The sequence below is a fragment of the Paenochrobactrum glaciei genome, from assembly GCF_039522165.1.
Lineage (GTDB): Bacteria > Pseudomonadota > Alphaproteobacteria > Rhizobiales > Rhizobiaceae > Paenochrobactrum > Paenochrobactrum glaciei.
Window position 1 is genome coordinate 370,924 of sequence record NZ_BAAADE010000001.1, and the last position, 24,711, is coordinate 395,634.

At 49.4% G+C, this 24,711-nt stretch carries 22 protein-coding genes and 1 tRNA gene; 6 read left to right on the forward strand and 17 right to left on the reverse strand.

The genetic code is table 11. The annotated features are described in order from the left end of the window. The first annotated feature begins 232 nt into the window (after positions 1-232). Both ppdK and ABDZ76_RS01860 read left to right on the forward strand, forming a co-directional pair. The gene (ppdK, locus tag ABDZ76_RS01855) at positions 233-2,890 is read left to right on the forward strand and encodes a pyruvate, phosphate dikinase (RefSeq protein ID WP_343800500.1); all 2,658 of its coding nucleotides are present in this window, start codon (positions 233-235) and stop codon (positions 2,888-2,890) included. Between the two features lie 58 nt (positions 2,891-2,948). Continuing rightward, a complete protein-coding gene (locus tag ABDZ76_RS01860; RefSeq protein ID WP_343800503.1) occupies positions 2,949-3,719 on the forward strand; it encodes a polysaccharide deacetylase family protein in 771 nt (256 codons plus the stop codon). A gap of 7 nt (positions 3,720-3,726) precedes the next feature. Here the strand turns inward: ABDZ76_RS01860 and ABDZ76_RS01865 are convergent, their stop codons facing one another. Further along, positions 3,727-4,104, reverse strand: a complete 378-nt coding sequence (locus ABDZ76_RS01865) for a hypothetical protein (protein ID WP_343800506.1) — start codon at positions 4,102-4,104, stop codon at positions 3,727-3,729. Between the two features lie 125 nt (positions 4,105-4,229). Beyond that, entirely contained in the window at positions 4,230-5,135 is a 906-nt protein-coding gene (locus tag ABDZ76_RS01870; protein ID WP_343800509.1) for an MBL fold metallo-hydrolase, read from the reverse strand. 176 nt (positions 5,136-5,311) lie between these two features. On the opposite strand from ABDZ76_RS01870, the gene ABDZ76_RS01875 reads away from it, so the two are divergent. Together ABDZ76_RS01875 and ABDZ76_RS01880 are read left to right on the forward strand one after the other, a co-directional pair. After that, positions 5,312-6,148 (forward strand): DUF2793 domain-containing protein, encoded by an 837-nt coding sequence (locus ABDZ76_RS01875; RefSeq protein WP_343800512.1) that lies wholly within the window; start codon positions 5,312-5,314, stop codon positions 6,146-6,148. A 320-nt stretch (positions 6,149-6,468) separates the two neighbouring features. Further along, entirely contained in the window at positions 6,469-8,340 is a 1,872-nt protein-coding gene (locus ABDZ76_RS01880) for a polysaccharide biosynthesis protein (protein WP_343802926.1), read from the forward strand. Positions 8,341-8,593: 253 nt separating this feature from the next. Here the strand turns inward: ABDZ76_RS01880 and ABDZ76_RS01885 are convergent, their stop codons facing one another. After that, entirely contained in the window at positions 8,594-9,586 is a 993-nt protein-coding gene (locus ABDZ76_RS01885) for an MraY family glycosyltransferase (protein ID WP_343800515.1), read from the reverse strand. A gap of 291 nt (positions 9,587-9,877) precedes the next feature. On the opposite strand from ABDZ76_RS01885, the gene ABDZ76_RS01890 reads away from it, so the two are divergent. Next, positions 9,878-9,952: transfer RNA gene (locus ABDZ76_RS01890), tRNA-Gln, on the forward strand. A gap of 157 nt (positions 9,953-10,109) precedes the next feature. On the opposite strand, the gene ABDZ76_RS01895 is transcribed toward ABDZ76_RS01890, so the two are convergent. The 10 genes from ABDZ76_RS01895 to ABDZ76_RS01940 all read right to left on the reverse strand — a co-directional run bounded on the left by ABDZ76_RS01895 (position 10,110) and on the right by ABDZ76_RS01940 (position 19,662). Continuing rightward, positions 10,110-10,877 carry an HpcH/HpaI aldolase family protein gene (locus tag ABDZ76_RS01895; protein ID WP_343800518.1) on the reverse strand — a complete coding sequence of 256 codons (768 nt, stop codon included), beginning with the start codon at positions 10,875-10,877 and terminating at the stop codon, positions 10,110-10,112. An 11-nt stretch (positions 10,878-10,888) separates the two neighbouring features. After that, positions 10,889-11,671, reverse strand: coding sequence for a 2-oxo-hept-4-ene-1,7-dioate hydratase (hpaH, locus tag ABDZ76_RS01900; RefSeq protein ID WP_184220498.1), 783 nt, complete (start codon positions 11,669-11,671; stop codon positions 10,889-10,891). Positions 11,672-11,696: 25 nt separating this feature from the next. Beyond that, entirely contained in the window at positions 11,697-13,187 is a 1,491-nt protein-coding gene (locus ABDZ76_RS01905; RefSeq protein WP_343800523.1) for a 2-hydroxymuconic semialdehyde dehydrogenase, read from the reverse strand. A gap of 8 nt (positions 13,188-13,195) precedes the next feature. After that, positions 13,196-13,873, reverse strand: coding sequence for a class II aldolase/adducin family protein (locus ABDZ76_RS01910; RefSeq protein WP_343800526.1), 678 nt, complete (start codon positions 13,871-13,873; stop codon positions 13,196-13,198). A gap of 2 nt (positions 13,874-13,875) precedes the next feature. After that, the gene (locus tag ABDZ76_RS01915; protein WP_343800529.1) at positions 13,876-14,742 is read right to left on the reverse strand and encodes a VOC family protein; all 867 of its coding nucleotides are present in this window, start codon (positions 14,740-14,742) and stop codon (positions 13,876-13,878) included. 67 nt (positions 14,743-14,809) lie between these two features. Continuing rightward, positions 14,810-15,697, reverse strand: coding sequence for a VOC family protein (locus ABDZ76_RS01920; RefSeq protein ID WP_343800532.1), 888 nt, complete (start codon positions 15,695-15,697; stop codon positions 14,810-14,812). An 82-nt stretch (positions 15,698-15,779) separates the two neighbouring features. Continuing rightward, a complete protein-coding gene (locus ABDZ76_RS01925; protein WP_343800535.1) occupies positions 15,780-16,751 on the reverse strand; it encodes a TRAP transporter substrate-binding protein in 972 nt (323 codons plus the stop codon). A gap of 52 nt (positions 16,752-16,803) precedes the next feature. Then, on the reverse strand, positions 16,804-17,763 hold the full coding sequence (locus tag ABDZ76_RS01930) for a 3-hydroxyacyl-CoA dehydrogenase NAD-binding domain-containing protein (RefSeq protein ID WP_343800538.1): 960 nt from the start codon (positions 17,761-17,763) through the stop codon (positions 16,804-16,806). Between the two features lie 10 nt (positions 17,764-17,773). After that, positions 17,774-19,033 (reverse strand): TRAP transporter large permease, encoded by a 1,260-nt coding sequence (locus ABDZ76_RS01935; RefSeq protein WP_343800541.1) that lies wholly within the window; start codon positions 19,031-19,033, stop codon positions 17,774-17,776. Continuing rightward, on the reverse strand, positions 19,030-19,662 hold the full coding sequence (locus ABDZ76_RS01940; protein WP_343800544.1) for a TRAP transporter small permease: 633 nt from the start codon (positions 19,660-19,662) through the stop codon (positions 19,030-19,032). The genes ABDZ76_RS01935 and ABDZ76_RS01940 overlap by 4 nt, the downstream gene beginning before the upstream one ends. A gap of 150 nt (positions 19,663-19,812) precedes the next feature. Between ABDZ76_RS01940 and ABDZ76_RS01945 the strand changes: the two genes are divergently transcribed. Then, entirely contained in the window at positions 19,813-20,493 is a 681-nt protein-coding gene (locus ABDZ76_RS01945) for a GntR family transcriptional regulator (protein ID WP_343800547.1), read from the forward strand. Between the two features lie 64 nt (positions 20,494-20,557). On the opposite strand, the gene ABDZ76_RS01950 is transcribed toward ABDZ76_RS01945, so the two are convergent. The 4 genes from ABDZ76_RS01950 to ABDZ76_RS01965 all read right to left on the reverse strand — a co-directional run bounded on the left by ABDZ76_RS01950 (position 20,558) and on the right by ABDZ76_RS01965 (position 24,650). Further along, positions 20,558-21,724 carry a M20 aminoacylase family protein gene (locus tag ABDZ76_RS01950; RefSeq protein WP_343800550.1) on the reverse strand — a complete coding sequence of 389 codons (1,167 nt, stop codon included), beginning with the start codon at positions 21,722-21,724 and terminating at the stop codon, positions 20,558-20,560. Positions 21,725-21,743: 19 nt separating this feature from the next. After that, positions 21,744-23,036, reverse strand: a complete 1,293-nt coding sequence (locus ABDZ76_RS01955) for a TRAP transporter large permease (protein ID WP_343800553.1) — start codon at positions 23,034-23,036, stop codon at positions 21,744-21,746. A gap of 3 nt (positions 23,037-23,039) precedes the next feature. Beyond that, on the reverse strand, positions 23,040-23,507 hold the full coding sequence (locus tag ABDZ76_RS01960) for a TRAP transporter small permease (protein WP_343800556.1): 468 nt from the start codon (positions 23,505-23,507) through the stop codon (positions 23,040-23,042). A 102-nt stretch (positions 23,508-23,609) separates the two neighbouring features. Further along, complete coding sequence (locus tag ABDZ76_RS01965) at positions 23,610-24,650, reverse strand: TRAP transporter substrate-binding protein (protein WP_343800559.1); 1,041 nt, start codon at positions 24,648-24,650, stop codon at positions 23,610-23,612. Between the last annotated feature and the right edge of the window lie 61 nt (positions 24,651-24,711).

Here is a 24,711-nt window from a genome sequence, read left to right on the forward strand (position 1 = left end):
ATTCCTTAAAACCTGACGAGACATGGCCGTGAATATTGGTGTTTTTTCAGATTACACCAGTGTCACGGCCTTTTTCTTGCGGCATATCCGCCATTTAATCGATTCTATTCCAGCTAAGCTGCATTTTATCGTGGAACGAGCGGCTCTGATCACATAAGCAAAAGGCGCATTGTTACTTGGCATCCAAGGTAAGCAGCATCAGGTGCGTCCGGAGCGAATATAGGAGGTCGTAATGGCTAAATGGGTATATAATTTCGGAGACGGAAAAGCAGAAGGAGCGGCAACAGACCGCGAGCTTCTCGGAGGTAAAGGAGCGAACTTGGCTGAAATGTGCAGCCTCGGCTTGCCGGTTCCTCCCGGTTTTACCATCACAACCGAAGTTTGCACCTATTATTATGCGCACGACCGCAGCTATCCGCCTGAGCTGGAACAGCAAATTCAGGATTCGCTGGCGGAAGTCGCAAGAATTACCGGCCGTCACTTTGGCGATCAGGACAAACCTTTGCTGGTATCTGTGCGCTCCGGTTCCCGTGCCTCCATGCCAGGTATGATGGACACTGTCCTCAATCTCGGCCTGAACGACCAGACCGTTGAAGCCATTGCCCGTGAAGCCAATGATGCACGCTTTGCCTATGACAGCTACCGCCGCTTTATCCAGATGTATTCGGATGTGGTTTTAGGCGTCGATCACGCCTTCTTTGAAGAAATTCTCGAAGACAAAAAAGCAAGTCTCGGCACCGAGGTTGACACTGACCTTTCCGCTGACGACTGGAAAGATGTCATCGCCAAATATAAAGCCACCGTTGAGGAAGAGCTGGGCGAACCTTTCCCGCAAGATCCGAAACAACAGCTTTCCGGCGCTGTCGGCGCCGTTTTCTCCAGCTGGATGAATGCGCGCGCCATCACCTATCGCCGCTTGCATTCCATTCCGGAAAGCTGGGGCACTGCCGTCAACGTACAGGCAATGGTGTTTGGTAATATGGGTGACAGCTCCGCCACCGGCGTTGCCTTTACCCGTAACCCATCAACCGGTGAAAAGAAACTCTACGGCGAGTTTCTCGTCAATGCGCAGGGTGAAGATGTGGTTGCCGGTATCCGCACACCACAAAACATCACCGAAGAAGCCCGCATTGCCGCTGGTTCCGATAAGCCATCGCTCGAAAAAGTGATGCCGGAAGCGTTTGCCGATTTTATTGCAGTCGCTGATAAGCTTGAACAGCATTACCGCGACATGCAGGATCTGGAATTTACCATTGAGCGTGGAAAATTGTGGATGCTGCAAACCCGTTCGGGTAAGCGTACCGCCAAAGCCGCCCTTAAAATGGCAGTGGAAATGGCCGAAGAAGGCCTGATTACACAAGGCGAAGCTGTGATGCGCATTGATCCGGCATCACTCGATCAGCTTCTGCATCCAACCATTGATCCGAAAGCTGCCCGTCATGTGATCGGTGCTGGCCTTCCGGCTTCTCCGGGTGCTGCAACAGGTGAGATCGTCTTCTCATCCGAAGATGCAGAACAGGCAAAAGCTGAAGGCCGCAAGGTCATTCTGGTGCGTATTGAAACAAGCCCGGAAGATATTCATGGTATGCACGCCGCAGAAGGCATTTTGACCACCCGTGGCGGCATGACCAGCCACGCGGCTGTGGTTGCCCGCGGCATGGGCAAGCCTTGTGTTTCGGGGGCTGGTTCTTTGCGTGTTGATTATCGCAACGGCACCATGCTTGCTGCAGGCCAGACCTTTAAAAAAGGTGATATTGTTACCATTGATGGTGCCAGCGGCCAGATTTTAAAAGGCTCGGTCGCCATGCTCCAGCCAGAGCTTTCCGGCGATTTCGGCCAGCTGATGGAATGGGCTGACAAAGCACGCCGCATGAAAGTGCGTGCCAATGCCGAAACACCGGCAGATGCCCGCACCGCCCGCTCTTTCGGCGCAGAAGGCATCGGTCTTTGCCGCACAGAACATATGTTCTTTGAAGGCGAGCGCATTCTCGCCATGCGTGAGATGATCCTTTCCAATGACGAAGCAGGCCGTCGTAAAGCCTTGGCAAAACTTCTGCCAATGCAGCGCGCCGATTTTGCAGAAATCTTTGAAATCATGAAGGGCTTGCCGGTCACCATCCGTCTGCTCGACCCGCCATTGCATGAATTCCTGCCACGCACCGATGCTGAAATTGCCGAAGTGGCAACCGCAATGGATGTCTCACCGGAATTGCTGCGCGAACGCAGCGAAAGCTTGCACGAGTTTAACCCGATGCTTGGTCACCGTGGTTGCCGCCTTGCCATTTCCTATCCGGAAATTGCTGAAATGCAGGCACGCGCTATTTTTGAAGCAGCTGTAGAAGCAGCTCAAAAAACCGGTGAAGCTGTTGTTCCGGAAGTGATGGTTCCGCTTGTCGGTCTCAAAGCCGAGCTTGATTTTGTCAAAGCCCGCATTGATGCTGTAGCCGCAGAAGTCACCAAAGAGGCAGGTATTCAGATCGACTATATGGTCGGCACCATGATCGAACTGCCACGTGCCGCACTGCGTGCAGCTGATATTGCTCAATCGGCAGAGTTCTTCTCTTTCGGCACCAACGATCTGACGCAGACCACATTTGGTATTTCACGCGATGATGCGGCACCGTTCATCACTGCCTATCAGCAAAAAGGCGTCATCGAACAAGATCCGTTCGTTTCGCTTGATGTGGATGGTGTTGGCGAACTCGTGCAAATTGCTACTGAGCGTGGCCGCACAGCACGTCCAAAAATCAAGCTCGGCATTTGCGGCGAACATGGCGGCGATCCGGCATCGATCGCATTCTGCGAAAAGACCGGCCTTGATTACGTCTCCTGCTCACCTTTCCGCGTGCCGATCGCCCGATTGGCCGCCGCACAGGCAGCAATGAAATAAATAATTACAGGCAGCCGGATCAGTTTCCGGCTGCTTTTCATTTCCAAAGAGGTCAAAAATGTTCAAACCTGTTTTTGCCGGCTTATTGTTTTTGACCCATCTTGGTGCGGCCAGCCTGCTGAGCGCACCTGCACAAGCGAACAATATCGCTGACAATTTGGCCGAGCCACACCTGTTCATCAAGCCCGGCGGTGCTCAAGGTGCGCAAGTGGCACTTACCCTTGATGCTTGTTCCGGCAAAACAGATTTACGCATTTTGAATATGCTGGTTGAGGAAAAAATCCCTGCCACTTTCTTCATCACATCACGTTGGCTGCAACACAATCAGCCTGCGATGGATATCATGCTGGCGCATCCAGATCTCTTCCAGATTGAAAATCACGGGGCTCAACATGTGCCTGCCATTACCACCATTCCGACTATGTATGGCATCAAAACGGCGGGCTCTTTGGAGGCCGTGACCAAAGAAGTACAAAGTGGTGCTGATGCTATCAAAGCAGCAGGTGCCCCTCAGCCGCAATGGTATCGCGATGCGACTGCGCGTTATTCCAAAGATGCAATAACCCATATTGAGAAAATGGGTTTCCAAATTGGCGGATATTCTTTAAATGCTGATATGGGTGCTTCGCTTTCAGCCGGTTCAACCGAAAAAAGAATTTTGAACGCCCGTGACGGCGATGTCATCATCGCCCATATAAATCAGCCAACCCGCCATGCCGGTGAAGGTGTAGCAAGCGGGATTTTAAAATTGAAAAAGCGCGGCATGCGCTTTGTTCGTTTGAAAGATGTTGAAAGCAGCCGGTCGGTTTTATCGGATGCGAAACACTAAAACCGTCTTACAGCGCATCAAGGCCGCGAATAACAGCCGCAAAATTGCGTCCCAAACCTTCAAAGACTTTGTTTTCGCCTGTCAACGGCGCAAGCGCCATCGTGGTTCCGTCATTCAATAAAGTGACGAAGAGAACCTGATCGGATGAATCATCAAAAATAGCGATGGCTGCAACGCGCTGCGCATTTGCAGTATCAACCGCAGGCATATTGAATAATACTTTGCCACCGACAACCTCTGCGGCTTTGCACAAAGCCACATCAAATCCATCGGTAAAAACATCTTGTGCGCCCAAAGCAAATTCTAACTCAACGGCTTCTAATGTCGCCGTTTCGGATTTGTCTAATTGACTGTCTGATGCGTCGCCAGAATGGCTACGATCCATATTATCGTCTCCGCAGAATCTAAGTGGGTCCTCCCGAACAGGCTGCTTACCCTATAAGTGGGGGGTAAGACACTGTATTTTCCACGAAACACAACTTTTTACATCATCACATTTTATCACTGCGTTTAAGATGGCGAATAAATGCCTTCAAGGCTGGCATAACCCTCTGTTTGCACAAGGCCCTTTCCAACCAGATCTTCCATATGCGCCATCACCGAAAGCGCTGCCGCACCATGCAACCGTGGATCAATATCCCTGTAAATCGCGCGCACGATTTCCATGATGGTTCTGTCACCCGTTATCACACGTTCCAGAATAGCCCGCTCGCGCATTTTACGGTGCATCCGAAGGCCGCGCAAAAAAGCTGCCGGATTGGTCACAGCTCCGCCATGCCCCGGTAAATAAAGCTGATCATCCCGCTCAAGCAGCACATCCAGCGAAGCCATATAATCGCTCATCGAGCCATCAGGAGGCGCTACCACCGACGTTGCCCATGCCATCACATGATCTGCCGAAAATAAAACACCGGTATTTTCTAGTGCAAAGACCATGTGGTTTGCTGCATGGCCAGGTGTATGGATACCTGTCAGTGCCCAGCCATCACCCTGCAATGTCTCCCCGTCTTTTAGAAAAATATCCGGTACAAAATCTGTATCAGCGGCAGCATCAAGCATATTGACCTCGCCCTGATGATATTCGCGTGATGGACGGTGCACACCTTCAGCGACGGTTTTTGCACCCAATACCTGTTTTAACCGCGCGGCTAAAGGCGAATGATCACGATGTGTATGGCTGACAAGAATATGGCTAACGGGGCGCCCATTGACCGTTTTCAAAATAGCTTCGAAATGGGCGTCATCTTCGGGGCCCGGATCAATTATCGCCAGATTATCAGTGCCGACAATATAGGTATTGGTGCCGTGAAAGGTAAAAGCACTTGGATTATTGACCGTTAATCTGGAAATATTCGGTGACACTTCATGCGCCACGCCATAGTCCGGCGTAAAATCAGTATCAAAAACCAAAGCCATTTTATTTACGCCCTTCCGGCAGAAATCCTAATCAGTTCCTCATATTCTAGAAGAGCTATATATCAACATAAAGCAAAACCCATCATAAAAGCGTCCCTTGGCAGGAAATCTTATCCCCCGCTTTCAAAGCTGACTTACACTTGATGCAGTCCTCACTGCATAAAGGAGCATGATGCATGGAACTGACAAACCACTTAAAACTACCTTATATTCTGCCAAGTCAAGCGCAAAAACATGTCACCCATAACGAAGCTTTGCGAATGCTGGATGCCATTGTGCAGCTTGCCGTTATTGCACGCGATTACACCCACCCCGATCCTGAAGCACAAGAAGGTGATCGTTATATTATACCGGATAATGCAGGTGGAGACTGGAGTGTGCACACGCATAAACTTGCCGCATTTACCGATGGCAGCTGGTCTTATTTTGTGCCGCTAGCGGGCTGGCTTTGTTATGTCAAAAATGAAAACAAACTGCTTATTTTTAACGGCACTGACTGGCAGGAAACTGGCGGAGGCGCTGATCTAAGCTCAGTTGAGATGCTTGGCATCCATGCAAGCGCAGATGAAACCAACCGCCTCAGCGTATCTTCCGCTGCAACATTGCTAAACCACGCTGGCAATGGCCACCAGTTGAAACTCAACAAAAATGGCGAAGCTGACACCGCTTCTTTATTATTCCAATCAAACTGGACAGGCCATGCTGAAATGGGACTTGCCGGCAGCAAAGATTTCTCTGTCAAAGTGGGCGATGATAGTGGTCAGTGGCGTGAAGCCATACGCATTGACCGCACAAGCGGCAATATCATGATCGGCGCGATGACACCCACAACACGTCTGCATGTGGATGGTGCCATCCGCACCGGAAGTGCCACCATCAGCACCCTACCCTCCGCCTCTGTACAAGGTGCGGGGGCAGTCATTTTTGTCAGTAATGCGAGTGGTGGCGCACAACACGCCTATTCTGACGGAAACCAGTGGCTGTCATTACGTACCGGTGCTGTGATTGCTTAACATAAACTATGCCGAACGGTTTGCTTCGGTTTTTGCTAAAACCGTATTTTTCAGTTTTGAGAAGCACTTCAATTTTGATATTTAACCAATAGCAGGTGAAGCTAAAAAACTAATTTAAAAACTTTATATAAATTTTGTGTCGCTATTTTATGCAATACAAACAATGATTGTTGGAGAATGAGTCGTTCTTTGGTTTAATGTTTCAAAAGCTTTTTTTGCTATAAGTGCATGTACAGATTCTTGAATCATCTTTTCAAGCAAGGTCGAGTGAAGTTAAGAGGAATACTTTGAGTAAGAATTTTACGACCTTGTTTACATGTATTGCCCAATTAGAGCGCCGTACAAAACAACTTATCTTAGCTATCACTGATTGCTTATTGTTGTTAATCAGTGCTTATCTCGCCTTTAGCTTGCGGCTTGGGTTTCCTTTTCAGCCCAATCAATCACAGCTTTTGCTGATGATCACGGTTCCCTTTCTGGCATTACCAGTTTTCATCAAGTACGGCCTTTATCGCGCCATCATACGATATCTGCCTGAACGTGCTATTTGGTCTATTTTTCAAGCCTGTAGCGCTGTTGCGCTTTTATGGGTAACAGTTATTTTTTTAACGGAATTAAATGGCGGCCGAGGCGCACCCCGTTCCGTTCCGCTTCTCTATTGGCTCATCAGTACGGTGCTGATTACGTCCAGCCGCTTCAGCGCTAAATGGATTTTGCAACATACAACCAATAGCTATAAAGATTTTGCCAAGGCGTTAATTGTTGGCAGTGGCGCTCCCGCACGCCAATTAGCAACAGCCTTGCGCAGTCACGGCCAGACCAGAGTTTATGGCTTCATTGATAACAATCCTGCAATAATTGGTATGGATATTGCCGGCTTACGCGTCTATGCGCCTGACCGTATTCCATCCCTGATTGAAAATTATGGTATAGATCAGGTTGTTATTTCCGATCCAAGCTTAAGCGCTGCTGAGCGTCGGCAATATGCCAATATGCTGGGTCGCCAAGCTGTTAAAACCCGCATTTTGCCTCCCATTGCTGATCTGTCCGCGGGTAAATATCTGATCAGCGCATTGCGTAATGTTGAGATTGACGATCTTTTGGGACGCTCGCCTGTGCCGCCCGATCAATCACTTTTATCGGAAGTGGTTCAGAGCAAAACAATTATGGTTACCGGTGCTGGCGGCTCTATTGGTCGCGAATTATGCCGTGCAATTGTCAACCTATCACCGAAACGCCTCGTTCTTTTCGAGGTCAGCGAATTTGCGCTTTACGAAGCCGAACGCCACCTGCAAGCACTTAATATTTGCGAGATTATTCCGGTACTGGGCACTGTTCTGGATCGTGCCGAAGTGGAAAAAACCATTCGCGATCATGGTGTCAATATTGTTTATCATTGTGCAGCCTATAAACATGTTCCATTGGTCGAGAAAAATCCGATCATAGGCGTGCGCAATAATGTCATCGGCACCGTCAATGTTGCCCAGGCAGCGGTTTCAGCCAAAGTTGAACGATTAGTATTGATTTCTTCCGATAAAGCGGTGCGTCCAACCAATATCATGGGAGCAACAAAGCGCTGGGCCGAGCTCATCATTTATCAATATGGTGAAATCGCCCAGATCTCCAACCCGAAAAGTTCCTTCTATTCGGTGCGCTTTGGCAATGTGTTGGGTTCCAACGGCTCCGTCGTGCCACTCTTTCGCGAGCAAATTTCCAGAGGTGGCCCTGTCACCTTGACCCATGAAAAAATGACCCGTTATTTCATGTCGATCAAAGAGGCAGCAGAACTCATTATTCAGTCCGGTGGTGTGGCACAAACCGGCGACACTATCCTGCTCGAAATGGGCGAACCAATCCGCATTAGGGAATTGGCCGAGAATATGATTCTCCTTGCCGGTCTTACCATCAAAGACCCTAAAAACCCGCAAGGTGACATTGCCATTGAGGTAACCGGCATTCGTCCGGGAGAAAAAATGTTTGAGGAACTTTTTTATGATCCTCAGCTGGTACAAACCACACGTCACCCAAAAATCATGCGCTCACCTCGTGGTCAAAAAGCAAATATTGATATTTATGAAGCACTTGACCGTTTGAACAATGCGCTTGCATCCAATGACCATGAAACCCTGCGTGAGGTGCTGTTCAGCATCATCCCTTATGATGACTGTAAGGACGGTGTAATTATTAACTAGACATTTTCCCAATAATACTGCCAACATACCTTAAAAACATAAGGGAACATAAAATGGGTTGGTATTATTTAATGGGCGTTGCTGCCATAGCCTTCATTGTCTGGTGTTTTGCCAAGATGAATAGTGCTGGTTTCAAAGAAGAAACCTCATCAGAAGAAGTATAGGCTTGTACTATCAAGCATTATAATAAAACGCATACGCTTTGAGAGAAAGCCTCTAAGCGTATGCGATATTTTAGTTTCTCTTTTAAATCTTAACTGGCTCTGAATTTCAGCAGCAAGGCACTGGCAACAGCAAGTCCTGCAAAGCAAACACTAAGCTCCACCCATAGTTCGGGCTTTAACAGCCAGATAAACACAGCCGCCCCAAGAGCAGCATTCAAAAGTGCTACCGAGCCAATAACCGCCCAGACCGAGCGTCCTGCTCGCTTGGCTTTTTGATAGGCGTGACGAGAATGGGCTTCAAAGATATTCTCACCTTCCCGCAAACGAAGGATGATCGTCGTTGAGGCATCCAGCACATAATAAAGCGGCAGAAGAAGCGCCAACCAGATGGATGTTTCTTGCGCAAATAACAACAATGCAAAGCAGCTTAACATACCGAGCGGCAGGCTACCGGAATCGCCTAAAAACACCTTGGCCGGATGGCGGTTAAAGAACGCAAAACCGATTATTGCACCAGCGATTAATGCCGCCAGATAACCGGCACTCATACCAGCCAAACCAAGGCTTGCAAAGCCAGCAATCCATAAAACCGGAATTCCCAAACCACTCACCGTCATCAGATCAAGACCATCCATGAAATTGGTCACATTGATCCAAACGAGCATCACAAAAACAAGCAGGCAGAACTCAAGCCAAAACGGCAAAAACGTGAAGAGCTGAAAATCATTTCCCAGGGCTGCAACACCAAGAACAGCACCAAGTAGCTGCACACTCAGGCGTAAGCGTACGGAGATGTCATAACGATCGTCCAAAAGCCCCGTCAGCCATAAAAGCCAGCCACTAAACTCCAATAACACCACTGTGCTGCCACTTAAGCCGGTAAGGGAATGAAAAACACCAAGCAGAATTAATATCGTTGGCACTAAAGCCAAACCACCAATCTGGCGTGCCGGAATGGTGTGATTAGAACGGGCATTCTTTTGAGCTGCCAAGAAATGACGAGGCAGGAGATAATACAGCACCGCTAATAGAACCGCACAAAGCAGCATTGCCGATATGAAGGCAATAACTATTTGAGACATTACTGATTCCACCACCTGCACCCCAAATTCATAATCAGCCACATCCGATTCAAATCCGGCCTATTTTCGCCCTATAATCGCATCATTTATGCTTGAGCAACATGCCTTAAATCACTGAAATACAGAGATTTATAATAAATAAAATGCGAAATGGCCTGAACTCTCCACAGAATTGCAATTTTTTGTACTTTCCTTGAAAAAACTTACAGGAAAACCACATATCCGGATTGCACTTCAGTTTTTAAGCGGCTATAGGTTCGCCAACCGCATCGCAATTCATTTGCGTTTTGTTGGGGCGTAGCCAAGCGGTAAGGCACCGGTTTTTGGTACCGGCATTCCCTGGTTCGAATCCAGGCGCCCCAGCCATTATTTTCCTGAGATTATAAAAATTAAAAACGCAACTTACTTCTTAGCCGCGCTAAGACATAGCTTTGTTTTATTTCGACTACGGCGAATTCTCAGTACACAGAAATTCCGCATATTAAAAAACCGGCTTCTGATTATAGAAGCCGGTTTTTATATTTTAATCTTTTGTCACTTCATGCAGGGCATTTTTTAAGCCCCCCATCAGCAACTGAATGTCCAGCGCCGAAGCCACGAAGGTAAAGCCCCATTCGAGATATTTACGTGCCGCCGCAATATCAGTGGTTAAAATACCACCGGCCTTGCCAAGCTTATTGAGCTTTTCAATCGCTTCCTGAATAGCATTTTGCACATCCGGATGGCCGGGATTACCCAAATGGCCAAGCGATGCGGCAAGATCAGACGGGCCGATAAAGACCCCATCCACACCTTCAACCTGCGCAATCTCTTCCAGATTTTGCAAAGCACTGCCGGTTTCAAGCTGCACCAGCACACAGATCTCATCATTGGCTTTTTTCAGGTAGCCGTTCATCTGACCATAGGCCGATGCACGCGAGCTTCCCGACACGCCACGGATACCTTCAGGCGGATAGCGGCAAGCCGCAACAGCCTGACGTGCTTCTTCTGCATTTTGTACAAAAGGCACCAATACCGTCTGCGCACCCACATCCAGAACGCGCTTGAGCAGCACAGGATCATTCCATGCCGGACGCACCACCGGATGCGCTTTGCCAGCGGAGCCTGCATGCAAGAGTGTCACGAGATTGGAAATATCAACCGGTGAATGTTCTGCATCAAGGCAGACCCAATCAAAGCCGCTATTGCCGATAATTTCCACCGCTACAGGGCTGGCGCTCATGCTCCACACACCAATTTGCTTGGTGCGTGAGCGCATGGCTGCCTTAAACGGGTTTGTTTTCACATCCATGATCAAACCTATTAAACAAACTGAACGGCAACACTGCCGAGTGGGCCAAAGTCCGCATGCAGTGTATCGCCCTTATCAGCCCAGACCGGACGCGTGAACGAACCGGAAAGCAGCAGATGACCAGGCTCCAATGTCACACCAAATGGCGCAAGCTTGTTGGCAAGCCATGCAATTGCCATGGCCGGATGACCAAGCACGCCGGCAGCAAGGCCTGTTTCTTCAATCTCGGAGTTGCGATAGAAAACGGCACCTGCCCAACGCAGATCAATCTCTTCAGGACGCACCGGACGGCCGCCAAGCACCAGACCAGCGGCTGCGCCATTATCTGCAACAGTATCAAAGATTTTACGCGGGTTCTGCACACGCGCATCGATGATTTCGATGGACGGAATGACATATTCTGTAGCGCGCAGCACATCAACCAGACCGATATTCGGGCCTTTGAGCGGCTCTTTCAGCACAAAGGTCAGCTCCGGCTCAACACGCGGAACACAGAAATCAGCATGACGGACTTTAGCACCATCATTGAGCAGCATGTCATCAAAGATATGGCCGTAATCCGGTTCATCAATCTGAGAGGAAGCCTGCATGGCCTTTGATGTCAGGCCAATTTTATGGCCGACAATGCGTGCGCCGCCTGCCATACGCTTTTGCGCAACCGCATGGGAGATCGCATAAGCATCATCAATGGTGATATGCGGCCACTGGGTTGATAATTGTGTGCACGGCTTTTTGCTGCGATGGGCTTCCAGCAAAGCTTCAATGGCAAGCGAGCGTTCCTGATCGTTCAACATAGTATTCTACTTCCTGATTATGCGATTAAAGCTTGATGCAGATGTTGCGAAGCTCTGTGTAAAATTCGAATGAGTGGTTGCCGCCTTCACGACCGATACCGGACTTTTTCGAGCCGCCGAACGGGGTGCGCAGATCACGCAGGAACCAGCTGTTTACCCATGCAATGCCCACATCAATCTGTGAAGCAACGCGGTGCGCACGGCTTAGGTTTTCTGTCCAGACTGCGGTTGCCAACCCGTATGGGCTGTTATTGGCAAGGCCGACAACTTCTTCTTCATCGTCAAACACGCTGATATGCGCGCAAGGACCAAAAATTTCATTGGTGACGATTTCCGATGTCTGTGGCAGGCCTGTCCAAAGGGTTGGCTCAACAAAATAACCATTTTCAAAACCAGCCACATCCGGTGTGCCGCCGCCGCAAAGAATGGTTGCACCTTCTGCTTTGGCTTTTTCATAAAAGCCCAGCACTTTCTGGCGATGAATGTCGCTGACCAACGGCCCCATGGTCACTTCCGGATTAAACGGATCACCAAAACGGTAGGATTTGGCCTGCGCGGTCAGCTTGGCACAGAATTCTTCAAAAATGCCGCGCTGAACATAAAGACGCTCGGTTGCAAGGCAAACCTGACCGGTATTAGCAAAGCAGGAACGGCCTGTTCCTTCAATCGCCTTGGCAAGATCAGCATCATTGAAAATGATACCGGCATTTTTGCCACCCAGTTCAAGCGAAACAGGACGCACACCATTCGAGGCCGCACGCATGATTGCTTCACCGGTTGAGGTTTCACCGGTAAAGGTGATGCCATCTACATCCGGATGGGAAGTCAAAAACTCACCGGCGGAATCCGCACCAAAACCATGCACGACATTATAAACACCGGCCGGAACACCGGCAGCATTCATAACCTCTCCCAAAAGAGCAGCTGTTGCAGGTGTTTCTTCCGATGGCTTAACCACAACCGTGTTACCGGCAGCCATGGCTGGCGCTACTTTCCATGTCATTAACAGCAGCGGCAGGTTCCATGGGCAGATGACCGCAATCACGCCACGCGGAACGCGAATGGCATAGTTGATAGCGCCTGCACCATCCGGTGTTGCCGACTGGAATGCTTCAGTGCTTAAAGATGCGATTTGATCTGCAAACACATTGAAGTTTGCACCACCGCGTGGAATGTCGATATGGCTGGCAATAGAGCGCGGCTTGCCTGTATCCATGATTTCGGCACGCAAAAATTCATCAAAACGCGCCTGAATACCATCAGCCACTTTGCGCAAAATCGACAGACGTTCAGCAACGCTCATTCGTCCCCAAGGGCCTTTGAGTGCTTGCTTGGCAGCACCGACTGCCAGATCAACATCCTCACGGCTTGCTTCATGCACATGGGCATGCACCTGACCGGTTGCCGGATAATAATTTTCAAACAGGCGACCGCCACCTTTGCGATATTCGCCGCCGATAAAGTTGAGAATTTCAGTACCGGCAGCGCCTGCGCCAGTTGATTTATTTGAAGTCATAATCCGGTTCACTCTTCATCATCATTCGTTAAAAACTGCCACATTCTTTCAAAGATGCGGCCTGCTTTGGTCGCACGTTGTGCAGCTTCTTCATTGCTTAAAACGGGTGCATGTTGCGCCATACCGCTGGCCAGAACATCGAGTTCGACGCGGCAGCTATCTTCCAGATACCAAGCCAGCACCACCGCCTCTTCCAGTGACTGACCGGCAACAACGGCACCATTGCCGCGCATCAGCACGGCCTTGGCCTCACCCATCAGGCGGATGACTTTTTGTGCCCGCTCATCATCACGGATAAGCTGCGGATCATCCCAAAGCGGAACGCTCGGCGCAAAATAAGAGCCAAAACCATGACGCGGCTTAGGGCTCAAACCCATCGCAGCCAGCGACATCATTTTGGGACTCATAAAGCGCACCACGCCGTTTACATCGGCACGGTTTTGGTAAATTTGCTGATGCAGGCGCACCTCGCCCAGTACATTTTCCGGCAAAGGTTCATGTACTTGCAGCACGGTGCACTCTTCGCCCACACCAACCAAACCAGGCGGTGAAGCCGGACAAACCAGAAAAGTGCCGGCATCAAGGCGCATGGAGCAATGCCCGTAGGCATGCACCAAGCCACTGCGCCCCAAGGCACGGGCGGCTTTTCTGACCGTCACAGAGGCTTCATTGATATTCACAGACATGCTTAGTCATCCCCTTCCGAAAAGGCTGCAATTTTAGGGCTTGCACCCCAAAGGCAAAAACCTTTCGGCTCAAAGGCAAACTGACGATCACGCCACAATGGTTCGTCATGAATTTCGCACACGCCAGTGGAATATTCATAGGTCATACCATCGGGGCCACGGAAATAGAGAAACTGTGCTGAAGATGTCGGGTGACGACCCGGACCAAAGGTAATCGGCACTTGTTTATCACGCAGCAAATTGCTGGAGCGCTGGATATCATGGGTGGATTCCACCTGATGATTGATGTGCTGAATGCCCGCTTTATTGCCCGGAAATAGTGCGATCGTGTGATGGATCGCACCAATGCGCATCAATGGTGCATCACCGATGCGATCGGAAACGCGTGCATTACAAACCGTTGTCCAGAATTTTTCATCCCGCTCCACATCGGTGGAATAGAAACCGACATGGCTGAAACCGGTGATACCGGCATCACGGGTACCGTGATATTCAACCCCCGACATGCTGGGACGCACGATAAACTCGATCACATTGCCGGTCGGATCATTAAAGCGAATAAATTCGCGCACATGACGTATCTCGCATTCGGCGGGGGTGCCATATTGCACATTATGCCCGAGCGCATCCAAAGTAGCCGCTGCTGTTTGTAATTCAGCAGACGATTTCAGCTCGAAAGATGTCACATGATCTTCCGGATTACCTTCGAAATAACACAGCGTATGGTCGCGATTATCTGATTTGAAATGGATCGCACCTTTGGTGCGCTCTGCCACTTCAAGTCCCAGAATAGTTGTTGCAAAAGCCTCAGCACTTTCGAGATCCTGAGTGCCAACCCGGCAATAAACGACGTCACTCAACTCAATCATGTGTGCCTCCTTTTATCAGGCATAAATTGAAATTTGGCTGTTCACGCGCCCAACCCACAACGCGGGCTTACACATTATCTCCGGCAAATTCCGGCACGCTGGTATAAGAGCCCCATTCGCAATAAGAGCGCGGCTGGTGGCGATATTGGCGTGGCGGATTGGCAAAATTTTCTTCACCTGTCAGCATGCCGGTGGCATAGGTCACCATCAGCGGCTCATCATTCTGACCGGCAATTTTCATGGCCTCAGTGGTGACAAATATCTGGTCAGATGCCGGATGATGGCCGGGACCGTGAACAATCGGCAATTGCTGGCGTTGGAAAAAATAGAAATTCTGCATGATATTGTTGATGCCTTCGACATTGAAGGTAATGCCCATCAAACCGTCACGCGAAGACGGATAAAGCGCAATGGCGTGGTGCTTGTCATCAAGGCGGATATAAGCGGTATCCCCCACCCAGTCCGAGACTTTGGCACCAATGACTTCTGTCCAGAAATACTCGTTGGCAGCAATGTCTTTGCAGCGCAGCGATACTGTCTGGAACTCAGTCACACCCGCATCACGGCTTGGGAAATAGCGCCAGCCGCTGGTCATCGGACGCCAGACAAATTCAACGATCAGGCCATTGGGCGCAGTGCAGCTCAAATAGGCTTTCACCAGACGTTCAGCGCATTCTGTTTCATTACCGAATGCCGAGGCAATATTATGCGCTGAGAGTTGTTTTTCCAAAGCGTCCAGATCTTCACGGCGTGCAACAGTGATGGCGATTGCCGGCTTTGTAGCACCTGCCACCATATTGACGCTGTAAGCACGCGCATCTGAGCGATAATAATAAGAGCCGTCTTTTTTACCGGCATTTTCCAGGCCGACAATTTCTGTCAGAAACTGATGGCTGCTGGCAGCATCCTGCGTACCAAAACGCACGTAACGCAATTCGCGCAGTGTATAAGTCATAAGCCTCACTCTTAAAATTACAGGGTTAGTAAAAGTCTTGATCCCCCCTTGAAAGCCATCGCTTCCAAGGGGGATTTTGTGATTATAGAGCAGCTGCTTCCGCTTCCAGTTCCTTCAGAAGCGGCGTTTTTTCGCGCCATTCCTTGTACCAGTCATCAATTGGTGCGCCGAAGAAACTACGGTCAACGCTCTTGACCTGAACCTTGGTGCCTTTGAGTTTCTCCAGATAATCTTTGTCGATCTGATCGTATGAGGACACGATCTTATCCAGATATTCCACCATGGTGGTGCGCAGGATTTCCTGATCTTCCGGTGAAATCGTTGCCCATTTGCGCGCTGATCCAACAGCAACCATCGGGAACATCATGTGGTTACTATCGAGAATAGTGCCCGCATGTTCATAGTAGCTGCTGTTCCAGGTGCCTTCAAAATCGATCTGCATGCCATCGACCTGTCCATTGGCGAAAGCATCATAAAGTGCAGGCAATGGCATTGGTGTTGGTGCAGCACCCAGTTTCTTCCAGAAATCCAATTCCGGTGCGAGCGGAATGGTGCGGATTTTCTTACCCGACAAATCGGCACCGTCTTTGACATCGCCGCGCATAACGATCTGGCGCATACCGGCCATACCATAACCAAAACCAACAAGACCGAGAGGTTTAACCTCTTCGAGAATTTTCAGTGCGGTCGGGCCTTTAAGCAGGGCCTGTGCGCCATCAATATCTTTGACGAGATAAGGCGCCAGAAAAACGCCGAAATTAGCGTTACGATTGGCAAATTCGCCAAGCGTCATGAAAGAAAAATCGACCGCGCCTGCCTGCATCTGCTGCAATACCTGCGCTTCGCTGCCCAGCTGTCCACTTGGGAAAACCAACAAGTTAACACGGCCATCGGTTTTTTCATTCAGCGTTTTGGCCATCTCAACCGCCTGCACACTCCACTGGTGTGATGGCGGTGTAATCAAGCCGATGCGATAATCGGCAGCATTGGCAAGCGAACCAAGTGCAACCGTGGCTGTTAAGGTTGCAAGCGTTAATTTCAATAATGACTTCATCTGATTTCCTCCCAGATAATATATTTTGATGCGGTTTTACGCATCAGAACCCTTAATGTTTGCGTTGAAGTGATTGCTGCTTTTCAATCATCGCAACCACCTGCTCATCACGGCGCGCCGCCATAGCTGAAGATGTTTCTTCTCCGGCAGCCGCATCCATGCCTTTAATGAGCACTTGTTTCACTTCATCGCTGAGTTCCGGTGTGCCCAGATCACTCCACCATTTTTCAACTTCAGTGCCTAAATCATCGAGAAATTTGGCCAACCCCTGATCGGCACCAGCCAGATGGAAAATCGCTGTCGGCCCCAATATGCTCCAACGTGCGCCCAAGCCTTGCGTGACCGCCTTTTCAATATCGCCAACACTGGCATAGCCTTGCGACGCAAGATGAACAGCTTCACGCCAAAGGGCTGCCTGCAAGCGATTGACCAGATGGCCAGAAGCCTCCTTTTGCAAACGCAGCACCGATTTGCCGAGACCCCGATAAATATCTTCAGCTCGATCCAATGTTTGTGGTGCTGTTTGCGCACCGCCACAAATTTCCACCAGTGGCATCAGATAAGGCGGGTTGCAGGGATGCCCGATCAGCAAACGCTGCGGCACACGCATTTCCGCCTGCATCTGGCTTGGGCTCAAACCTGAGGAACTGGATGCAATCAGCACATCATCGGCAATCTTGTCTTCAATACGCGCCAAAATTTCCAATTTCAGCGGCAGTCGTTCAGGCAGTGCTTCCTGAATGAACTGCGTATCGAAAAGCGCTTCATCCAGATCATCGGTCCATGACGGAGGCTGCGGAGCCTCCACACAAACACCAATACGCTGCAAAACCGGCAATGCCTGCTGCCAGACATCGGCCAAGCGCTTGCCGGATGCCGGATTAAGATCATAGACCTTAACCTGATGTCCGGCAGCGGCAAAAGTTGCAGCCCAGCCAGCACCAATGGTGCCGCAACCGATCACGGTGATATTCATCACTTTTTGGACTGTTGTGTTTTGTTGAACGGTCATGGTGATGCCCTCAAACCAATTTCAACAAAACAGGGAAGAAGACAATTGCCAAAATAACCGCCATGGTTGCCAACAAAAATGGCATCGTCATCAAGGCGATACGTTCTGCCTTCACGCCTGTCATCAAGGCGGCGGTAAACAAGCCGGTGCCAACTGGTGGTGTCAGAAGGCCAACAACAAGTGTCAAACAAACGATCATGCCGAAATGAAACGGATCAACGCCATAAACATTTGTCGCAACCGGCAGCAATACCGGAACAACCAGAATGATTGCAGGGATCGGATCGGTGAACATGCCAAGCACTAAAAGCAGTGCAACAACCAGCAACAAGAACACGGTTGGCGATTCAGTCAGCGACTGCAAGAAAACAGCAACTGTTGCAGGCAGATTTTCAAAGGTAATAACCCATGAGAAAACCTGTGCAGCCGCGATCAGGAACAACACCACCGCCGCACCGCGTGCAGCACGCACAAATGCCGGTGCAAGGTGAGAAAATTCTAATTCACCGTAAACAAAGCGGCCAACCAAAACGGAAGCAACAATGGCAATGACAGCAGATTCTGTCGGTGTTGCGATACCGCCCAAAATAGTACCAATAATCGTTACCGGAATAATCACCGCCGGCAGTGCATCAAACAGTGCTTTAAAACGCTGTGACCAGTTATAACGCTCACCTTCCGGGAAATTATAAATGCGGCCAAGAATTGCAATAACAACAAAGAACGACACGGCCATCATCAGGCCCGGCACAACACCAGCTACGAACAGATCACCAATCGAAATCTGCGCAACCACACCATAAATAATAAACAGCATGGACGGCGGAATAACGGGTGCCAGCAAGCCACCGGCTGCGGTAATTGCCGCAGAAATATCACGCGGATAACCGGCACGATCCATTTCCGGCACAGCCATACGCGACATGACAGTAATCTGCGCGACGGTTGAACCCAAAATCGATGCCATCATCACGTTCGCAAGCAGGTTTACATAAGCCAGACCACCGCGAACCGAACCGATAATGGACATAGCAAGTCCCATGAGACGGCGACCAATACCGCCCTCATTCATCAACTCGCCCAGCAAAATGAAAAGTGGCAGCGCCAGCAAACCGTAGCTTTCCAGGCCGCCAAACAACTGCTGCGGCAATGATGCCAGCAGCACAGTGTTGCCACTGGAAAGAATGTAAATAATCGCCACAGCCAGCAAAATAAATGCAATTGGCAGACCGGCAATAACAAGACCAACAAAACTCAATCCGGCGATCATTTTACCACCTCCGCTCCGGCTGATTCAAAAAATGTGCGAACACTGTCGACCAGATTTTTGACACTATGAATGGTGACAAAAACACAGAAAACAGGGAGGATCAGCCAGAACCAAAACTTGCGGACACCGAGCGTTGTCGTTGGTTCATCATAGATAAAATTGAAAGTTTTCGCGCCGATCTCACTCAGAGAATCAGCCTGCAAAACGGCGATCGGATCAAACCACTGCCATACAAAGACAGCCAGAACCACAAACAGGAAGAGCATCATGGCGTCTATTATGGCAAGCATGAACATATGCGCACGGATCGGCAGAAAGTCGATGCAAACGGTCACAGCAATATGCTGGCGATAATGGATTGCGAGGGACGCACCTAAGAAACCCATCCAAACCATGGCATAAATTGCCAGTTCATCAACCCAGAACAACGGCATGCCAAAGGTACGCGTTGCAACATTGATAAGCAGCAAAATCACAATTACCAGCGCCAGAAGCCCTGCAACGAGCGTTTCAGCGCGCGCAATCAATCCGTCAATAAACGATAAGAAACCGGTAAAACCATTCGTGCGCACGCCCTGCTCCATCGTAGCAGTTCCATCCTCATGCGCCTGACCCAAGCGGGTATTCATACACGTCTCCTCCCAAAGAGATATCCCCTTTAAGAAATATCGATTTTATATCCAAGTCAACAATAAAATCGATATTTTATGCTTTATCAATAATATTTAGAATATTGATTTTTTTAATACGCCTGCTAATCTCCGGTCAGGAGCCTGATTATGTTAGACAAACAACTTTCATCGCCTGAAAAGACAAACTCTGAAAAAGCCTATCGCCAATTGCGCGAAGACATTGTGTTTGGTGCTTTTTTGCCGAATGAAAAACTGAAGATCGAAACCTTACGTGAGAAATATGGCCTTGGTGCCGGCCCTCTGCGTGAGGCTTTGGCGCGTCTCTCCAGTGAACATCTTGTGGTGCTGGAAGGTCAACGCGGCTTCACTGTTGCTCCTATGTCAGCAGAAGATGCCTATGACATTGGTGAAACGCGCACATTGCTTGAGATTGAAGCGCTGCGGCAATCATTTTTGCACGGCGATGAAGACTGGGAAACGCAATTGGTAGCGGCCTATCACCGGTTAGAACGCGCAGAGCAAAAGGTCATTCAGGGCGAAACAGATTTCATTGAGTGGGAAAGCCGTAACGCAATTTTCCATGAAACGATGGTTGCGGCCTGCCCGTCTCAATGGGTGATGCGCATGCGCCAGCAAATCTATGAGCAGCACCAGCGCTACCGCCATCTTTCACGCAAACAATCTGTTGGCGTGCGCGACATTGCATCAGAACATAAAGCTCTGTTTGATGCAGCCTTTGATCGTGACATTCAGGGCGCGACCGAGATTATTCGCAACCATATTGCCCGCACAACACAAACCGTTTTGCAAACATTAAAAGCACTATAACAAAGAGCCTGAGTATCACAGGCCGGACAAACCGCCCGTGATACTCATATTTTCACTTTAAAACTTACGCTTCGTTCAGCGTGTTCAAAGCGGCTGTAACCAAGAACGAACTGCCATAAGGAATGGCTGCATCGTTGAAGTCATAAGCGGCATTATGCAATGAAGCCGTGCTACCATTGCCCATCAGCATGTAAGCGCCCGGCACCTCTTGCAGCATGAAGGCAAAGTCTTCACTGGCAAGGATTGGTGTGCAATCGCCATTGACCTGACTTTCCGGCACGATGGAGCGTGCGACATCCGCAATATATGCTGCATTGGCAGGTGTATTATCCAAGACCGGATAACCGGTTTTGATATTAAGCTCAGCAGTTGCACCATGCAGTGCAGCACTGTGCTCAACCACTTGGCGTAAGCGCTCTTTCATCATCGCACGGGCTTTTTCATTTAAGGTACGGATCGTGCCGGACATTGTCGCAAATGGTGGAATAGTGTTGTAACTGTCACCAGCTTGCAAACGAGTAATCGACAAGGCAGCTGAATCAAATGGCGACAAATTACGCGCAACGATTGCTTGCGCCGCACTCAAAATGGATGACGCCACCATCAGCGGATCAATGGCTGTTTGTGGTGCAGCCGCATGGCCGCCCTTACCGTGAATGGTAATGTCGAACTCGTCTGAAGAGGCAAGCATTGGCCCTTTACGGCAGATGAAATGACCGATTTCAATGCCCGGCTGATTGTGCAAACCATAGACGGCATCAACCGGCCATTTTTTAAACAGGCCTTCGTCAATCATCGCTTTGCCACCGGCACCCGTTTCTTCGGCTGGCTGGAAGATCAGCACAACTGAACCGGCAAAGTCGCGGTTTTCACACAGATAACGCGCCGCACCAAGCAGCATGGCAGTGTGGCCGTCATGGCCACACGCATGCATCAGGCCTTCATGCTTGGAAGCATAGGCAAGATTGGTTTGTTCCGGAATTGGCAAAGCATCCATATCAGCGCGCAGACCAATCCGCTTGGAGCCCTCACGCGCACCTTTAATAACCGCAACAATACCCGATTGGGCGATATTTTCAGTGATTTCATCAACGCCGAATTCACGTAGTTTCTCGGCCACAAATTGGCTGGTTTTTGGCAAATCATAAAGAAGTTCCGGCATGGCATGCAGGCTGCGGCGCCATGCAGTTACTTCATCATGAATGGAATTAAAGTACTCGAATACAGTCATAAGAAAAGACACCTACAGATCAGAATAAGATGGACGGCAACCAGAGCGACAACGCCGGGAATAGAGTGAGAACCGCCAGACGAAACAGATCGGAAATCCAGAATGGTGTCACGCCGCGATAGATGGTCGAGATCGCCAGATCCGGCTGGTTCGAGCGCAGCACGAAAATATTGATACCGATCGGCGGAGTGATGAAGCTGATTTCTGAAACAACAACGACAATGATGCCGAACCAAACCGGATGAAATCCGAGGCTCATAACCAATGGTGCAAAGATCGGCACAGTCAGCATCACCATGGCCATGCTGTCCATGATGCAACCAAGCACCAGATAGATCAGGATAATGCCCAGGATCACCAGCATTGGCGATGTATTTGCAGTACCGAGAATTTCAAGAACACTGGTAGCGAAACCTGAAATCGTGACTAAATGGGAGAAGTACAGTGCACCAATCAGGATAAAGAACAGAGATGCGCTGACCAACACAGTTTCAATCAGCACTTCTTTGAGGTCTGTGAGGTTGAAATTTCCACGCCCGAAAGCAATCATCAGCGATGCAACAGCACCAATACCAGCAGATTCGGTCGGAGTGAAAAAGCCTGCATAAATACCACCGATAACAACCAAGAACAGAAGAACCGGCAGCAAAACACCTTTGGTGGATTGCAGTCTTTCGCTCCAAGGAAAACGCTCAGCAGCAGGCCCTAATGACGGTTTGTACCAAACGGCTGCCTGCACAGCGAGAAGATAAAAACCAACACCAATGATACCAGGAATGAAACCAGCGGCAAAAAGCTGACCAATACTGGTTTCAGTCAAAAGACCATAGAGAATGAGCAATACGGACGGCGGAATAAGCACACCCAGCGTACCACCCGCAGCAATCGCACCGGCTGCAAGCTCGTCCGAATAATTGTGACGGCGCATGGCAGGTAAAGCAACTTTCGATATCGTTGCAACAGTTGCCAAGGAAGAGCCGCAAATAGCGCTAAAAACACCACAGCTCATAACAGTAGCCATCGCCAAACCACCACGACGATGCGCGACAAATTTATTAGCGCAGTCGTAAAGTTCACGCGAGATATTAGCGCGGTTGATGACATTACCCATCAAAAGAAATAGCGGAATAACCGACAGTTCAAAAGAAACAACGGTTTCCATTGTAGTCGAACCGAGAAGGCCAAGCGCCAGATCCATATCGCGCACATGGGCAATACCCAGAATACCGACAAGCAACATCGCAAAGCCAACAGGGATACGTAAGAATACCAGCGCAACAACGATAAAACATGCAACCAAAGTGACTGTCATGGCTTATTCCTTTCCGCGAAAATCACTGATTGCCAGCCCAAGATGAATAAGGGCTGTTATAAAACTCGTGAGTGAACACAGACCTGCCACAGGCCAGATTGGAATCGAAATATCCGGCGAAACACGATCAAACTCGTAAGCTTCCCAAGCGTAAACACCGACCCACCAGCATAAAAGCAGCATGGAGCCAGCGCAAATAATCTCGACGATACCATTACGGATTTGACGGGTACGCGGGGAATAAAGCGGATCAAGCAGATCAACGACAATATGCCCGCGGGAACGCGCGATAAAAGGCGCTGAGGTAAAGACCACTGCAGCTACAAGATAAGATATAATATCAAAAGAACCGCGCAACGGAGCGGCAAACAGATTGCGTCCCGTCACATCGATAAATGTCAGCAGACCCAGTATAAGCAACAAGATAGCCGGAATAAGCGCCAGCTTTTCAAAGAGTGTTTTCATAGACATGAGACAGCTCCGCAAAAGACATGCAGGGAGAAATCCCCCTGCATATCCCGCATTTTATTTTAGTATTTGGAATAAAAGCTTTCTAGGAAAAGAAACTGCCGATCAGTTCTTTTCTTTTTCCAGTCGCTCGATTTCAGCGAAGAAAAAGTCCATAACTTCCTGCGGGTTTTCAATGCCGGCAGCTTTAGCACTTTCCATCCAGACAGCCTGTTCCTGCTGCTTGACCTTATCAATCAGTGCAAGCAATTCCGGCGCCGGCTCAACGAAGCTCATGCCATTAGCCGCAGCTTCTTTTTTACCAACCGAGCTGGAATGATCCCAGTCCTGACCAGCCGCGCGCGACAATTCAACACCAGAAATCTTGATAATCGCTTCACGATCTTCCTGCGAAAGCTGGTCGAATTTCTTCTTATTCATGGCAATATAGAAACTGCCATTATACGCGCCGCCTTTAATTTCTGTTTGATATTTAAGAACTTCAAACAGCTTAAATCCACCAAGTGCTTCCGTATTGGAGAATGTACCATCGACAACGCCGGTGGAAAGCAGCTCATAGGACTTTGATTGCGGTGCAGAAATGGAAACAGCGCCAGCTGCATCCAGCAATGCTGTTTGCACAGGACCGCCGGCACGCACTTTCTTGCCCTTAAGATCGTCAGGGCTTAAAACAGCTTTGTCGCGCATATTGATCTGGCCTGGATCAAGCTGCATCATGCCCAAGATCTCAACGCCATCCAGCGACTTCAATGTGCCGCGCATATATTTATCAAAAGTGTTCCATGCCGCAACGGAACTGACTTCTGACGAAGAGCTGAGCAGTGGCAATTCAAACAATGTAAAAACAGCAAAGCGCTTTGGCTCATAGGTGAAATTACCCCAGGTAATATCCGCCATGCCCTTACGAGCCAGTTCAAAATGTTCTGCTGGCGCGCCGAGTGCTTTACTTAAGAAATTGAGTGTCACACGACCGTCGGTCGCTTCACTGACCCGTTCTGCATAAGGCTGTAAAATACCTGCATTGATGTGATGCGTCATAGGCAACCAGCTGGAAACCGTAAGCTCGGTTTTATCCGCCATGGCAACAGTGGACGACAATGCAAGACCAATGGCCGCAAACAAAGTTTTAGACAGAAGTTTGTTCATATAACTTACCCTCCCAAGGTAACTTTACCATAGAGCATATTTAATAATATAAAAAATGCAT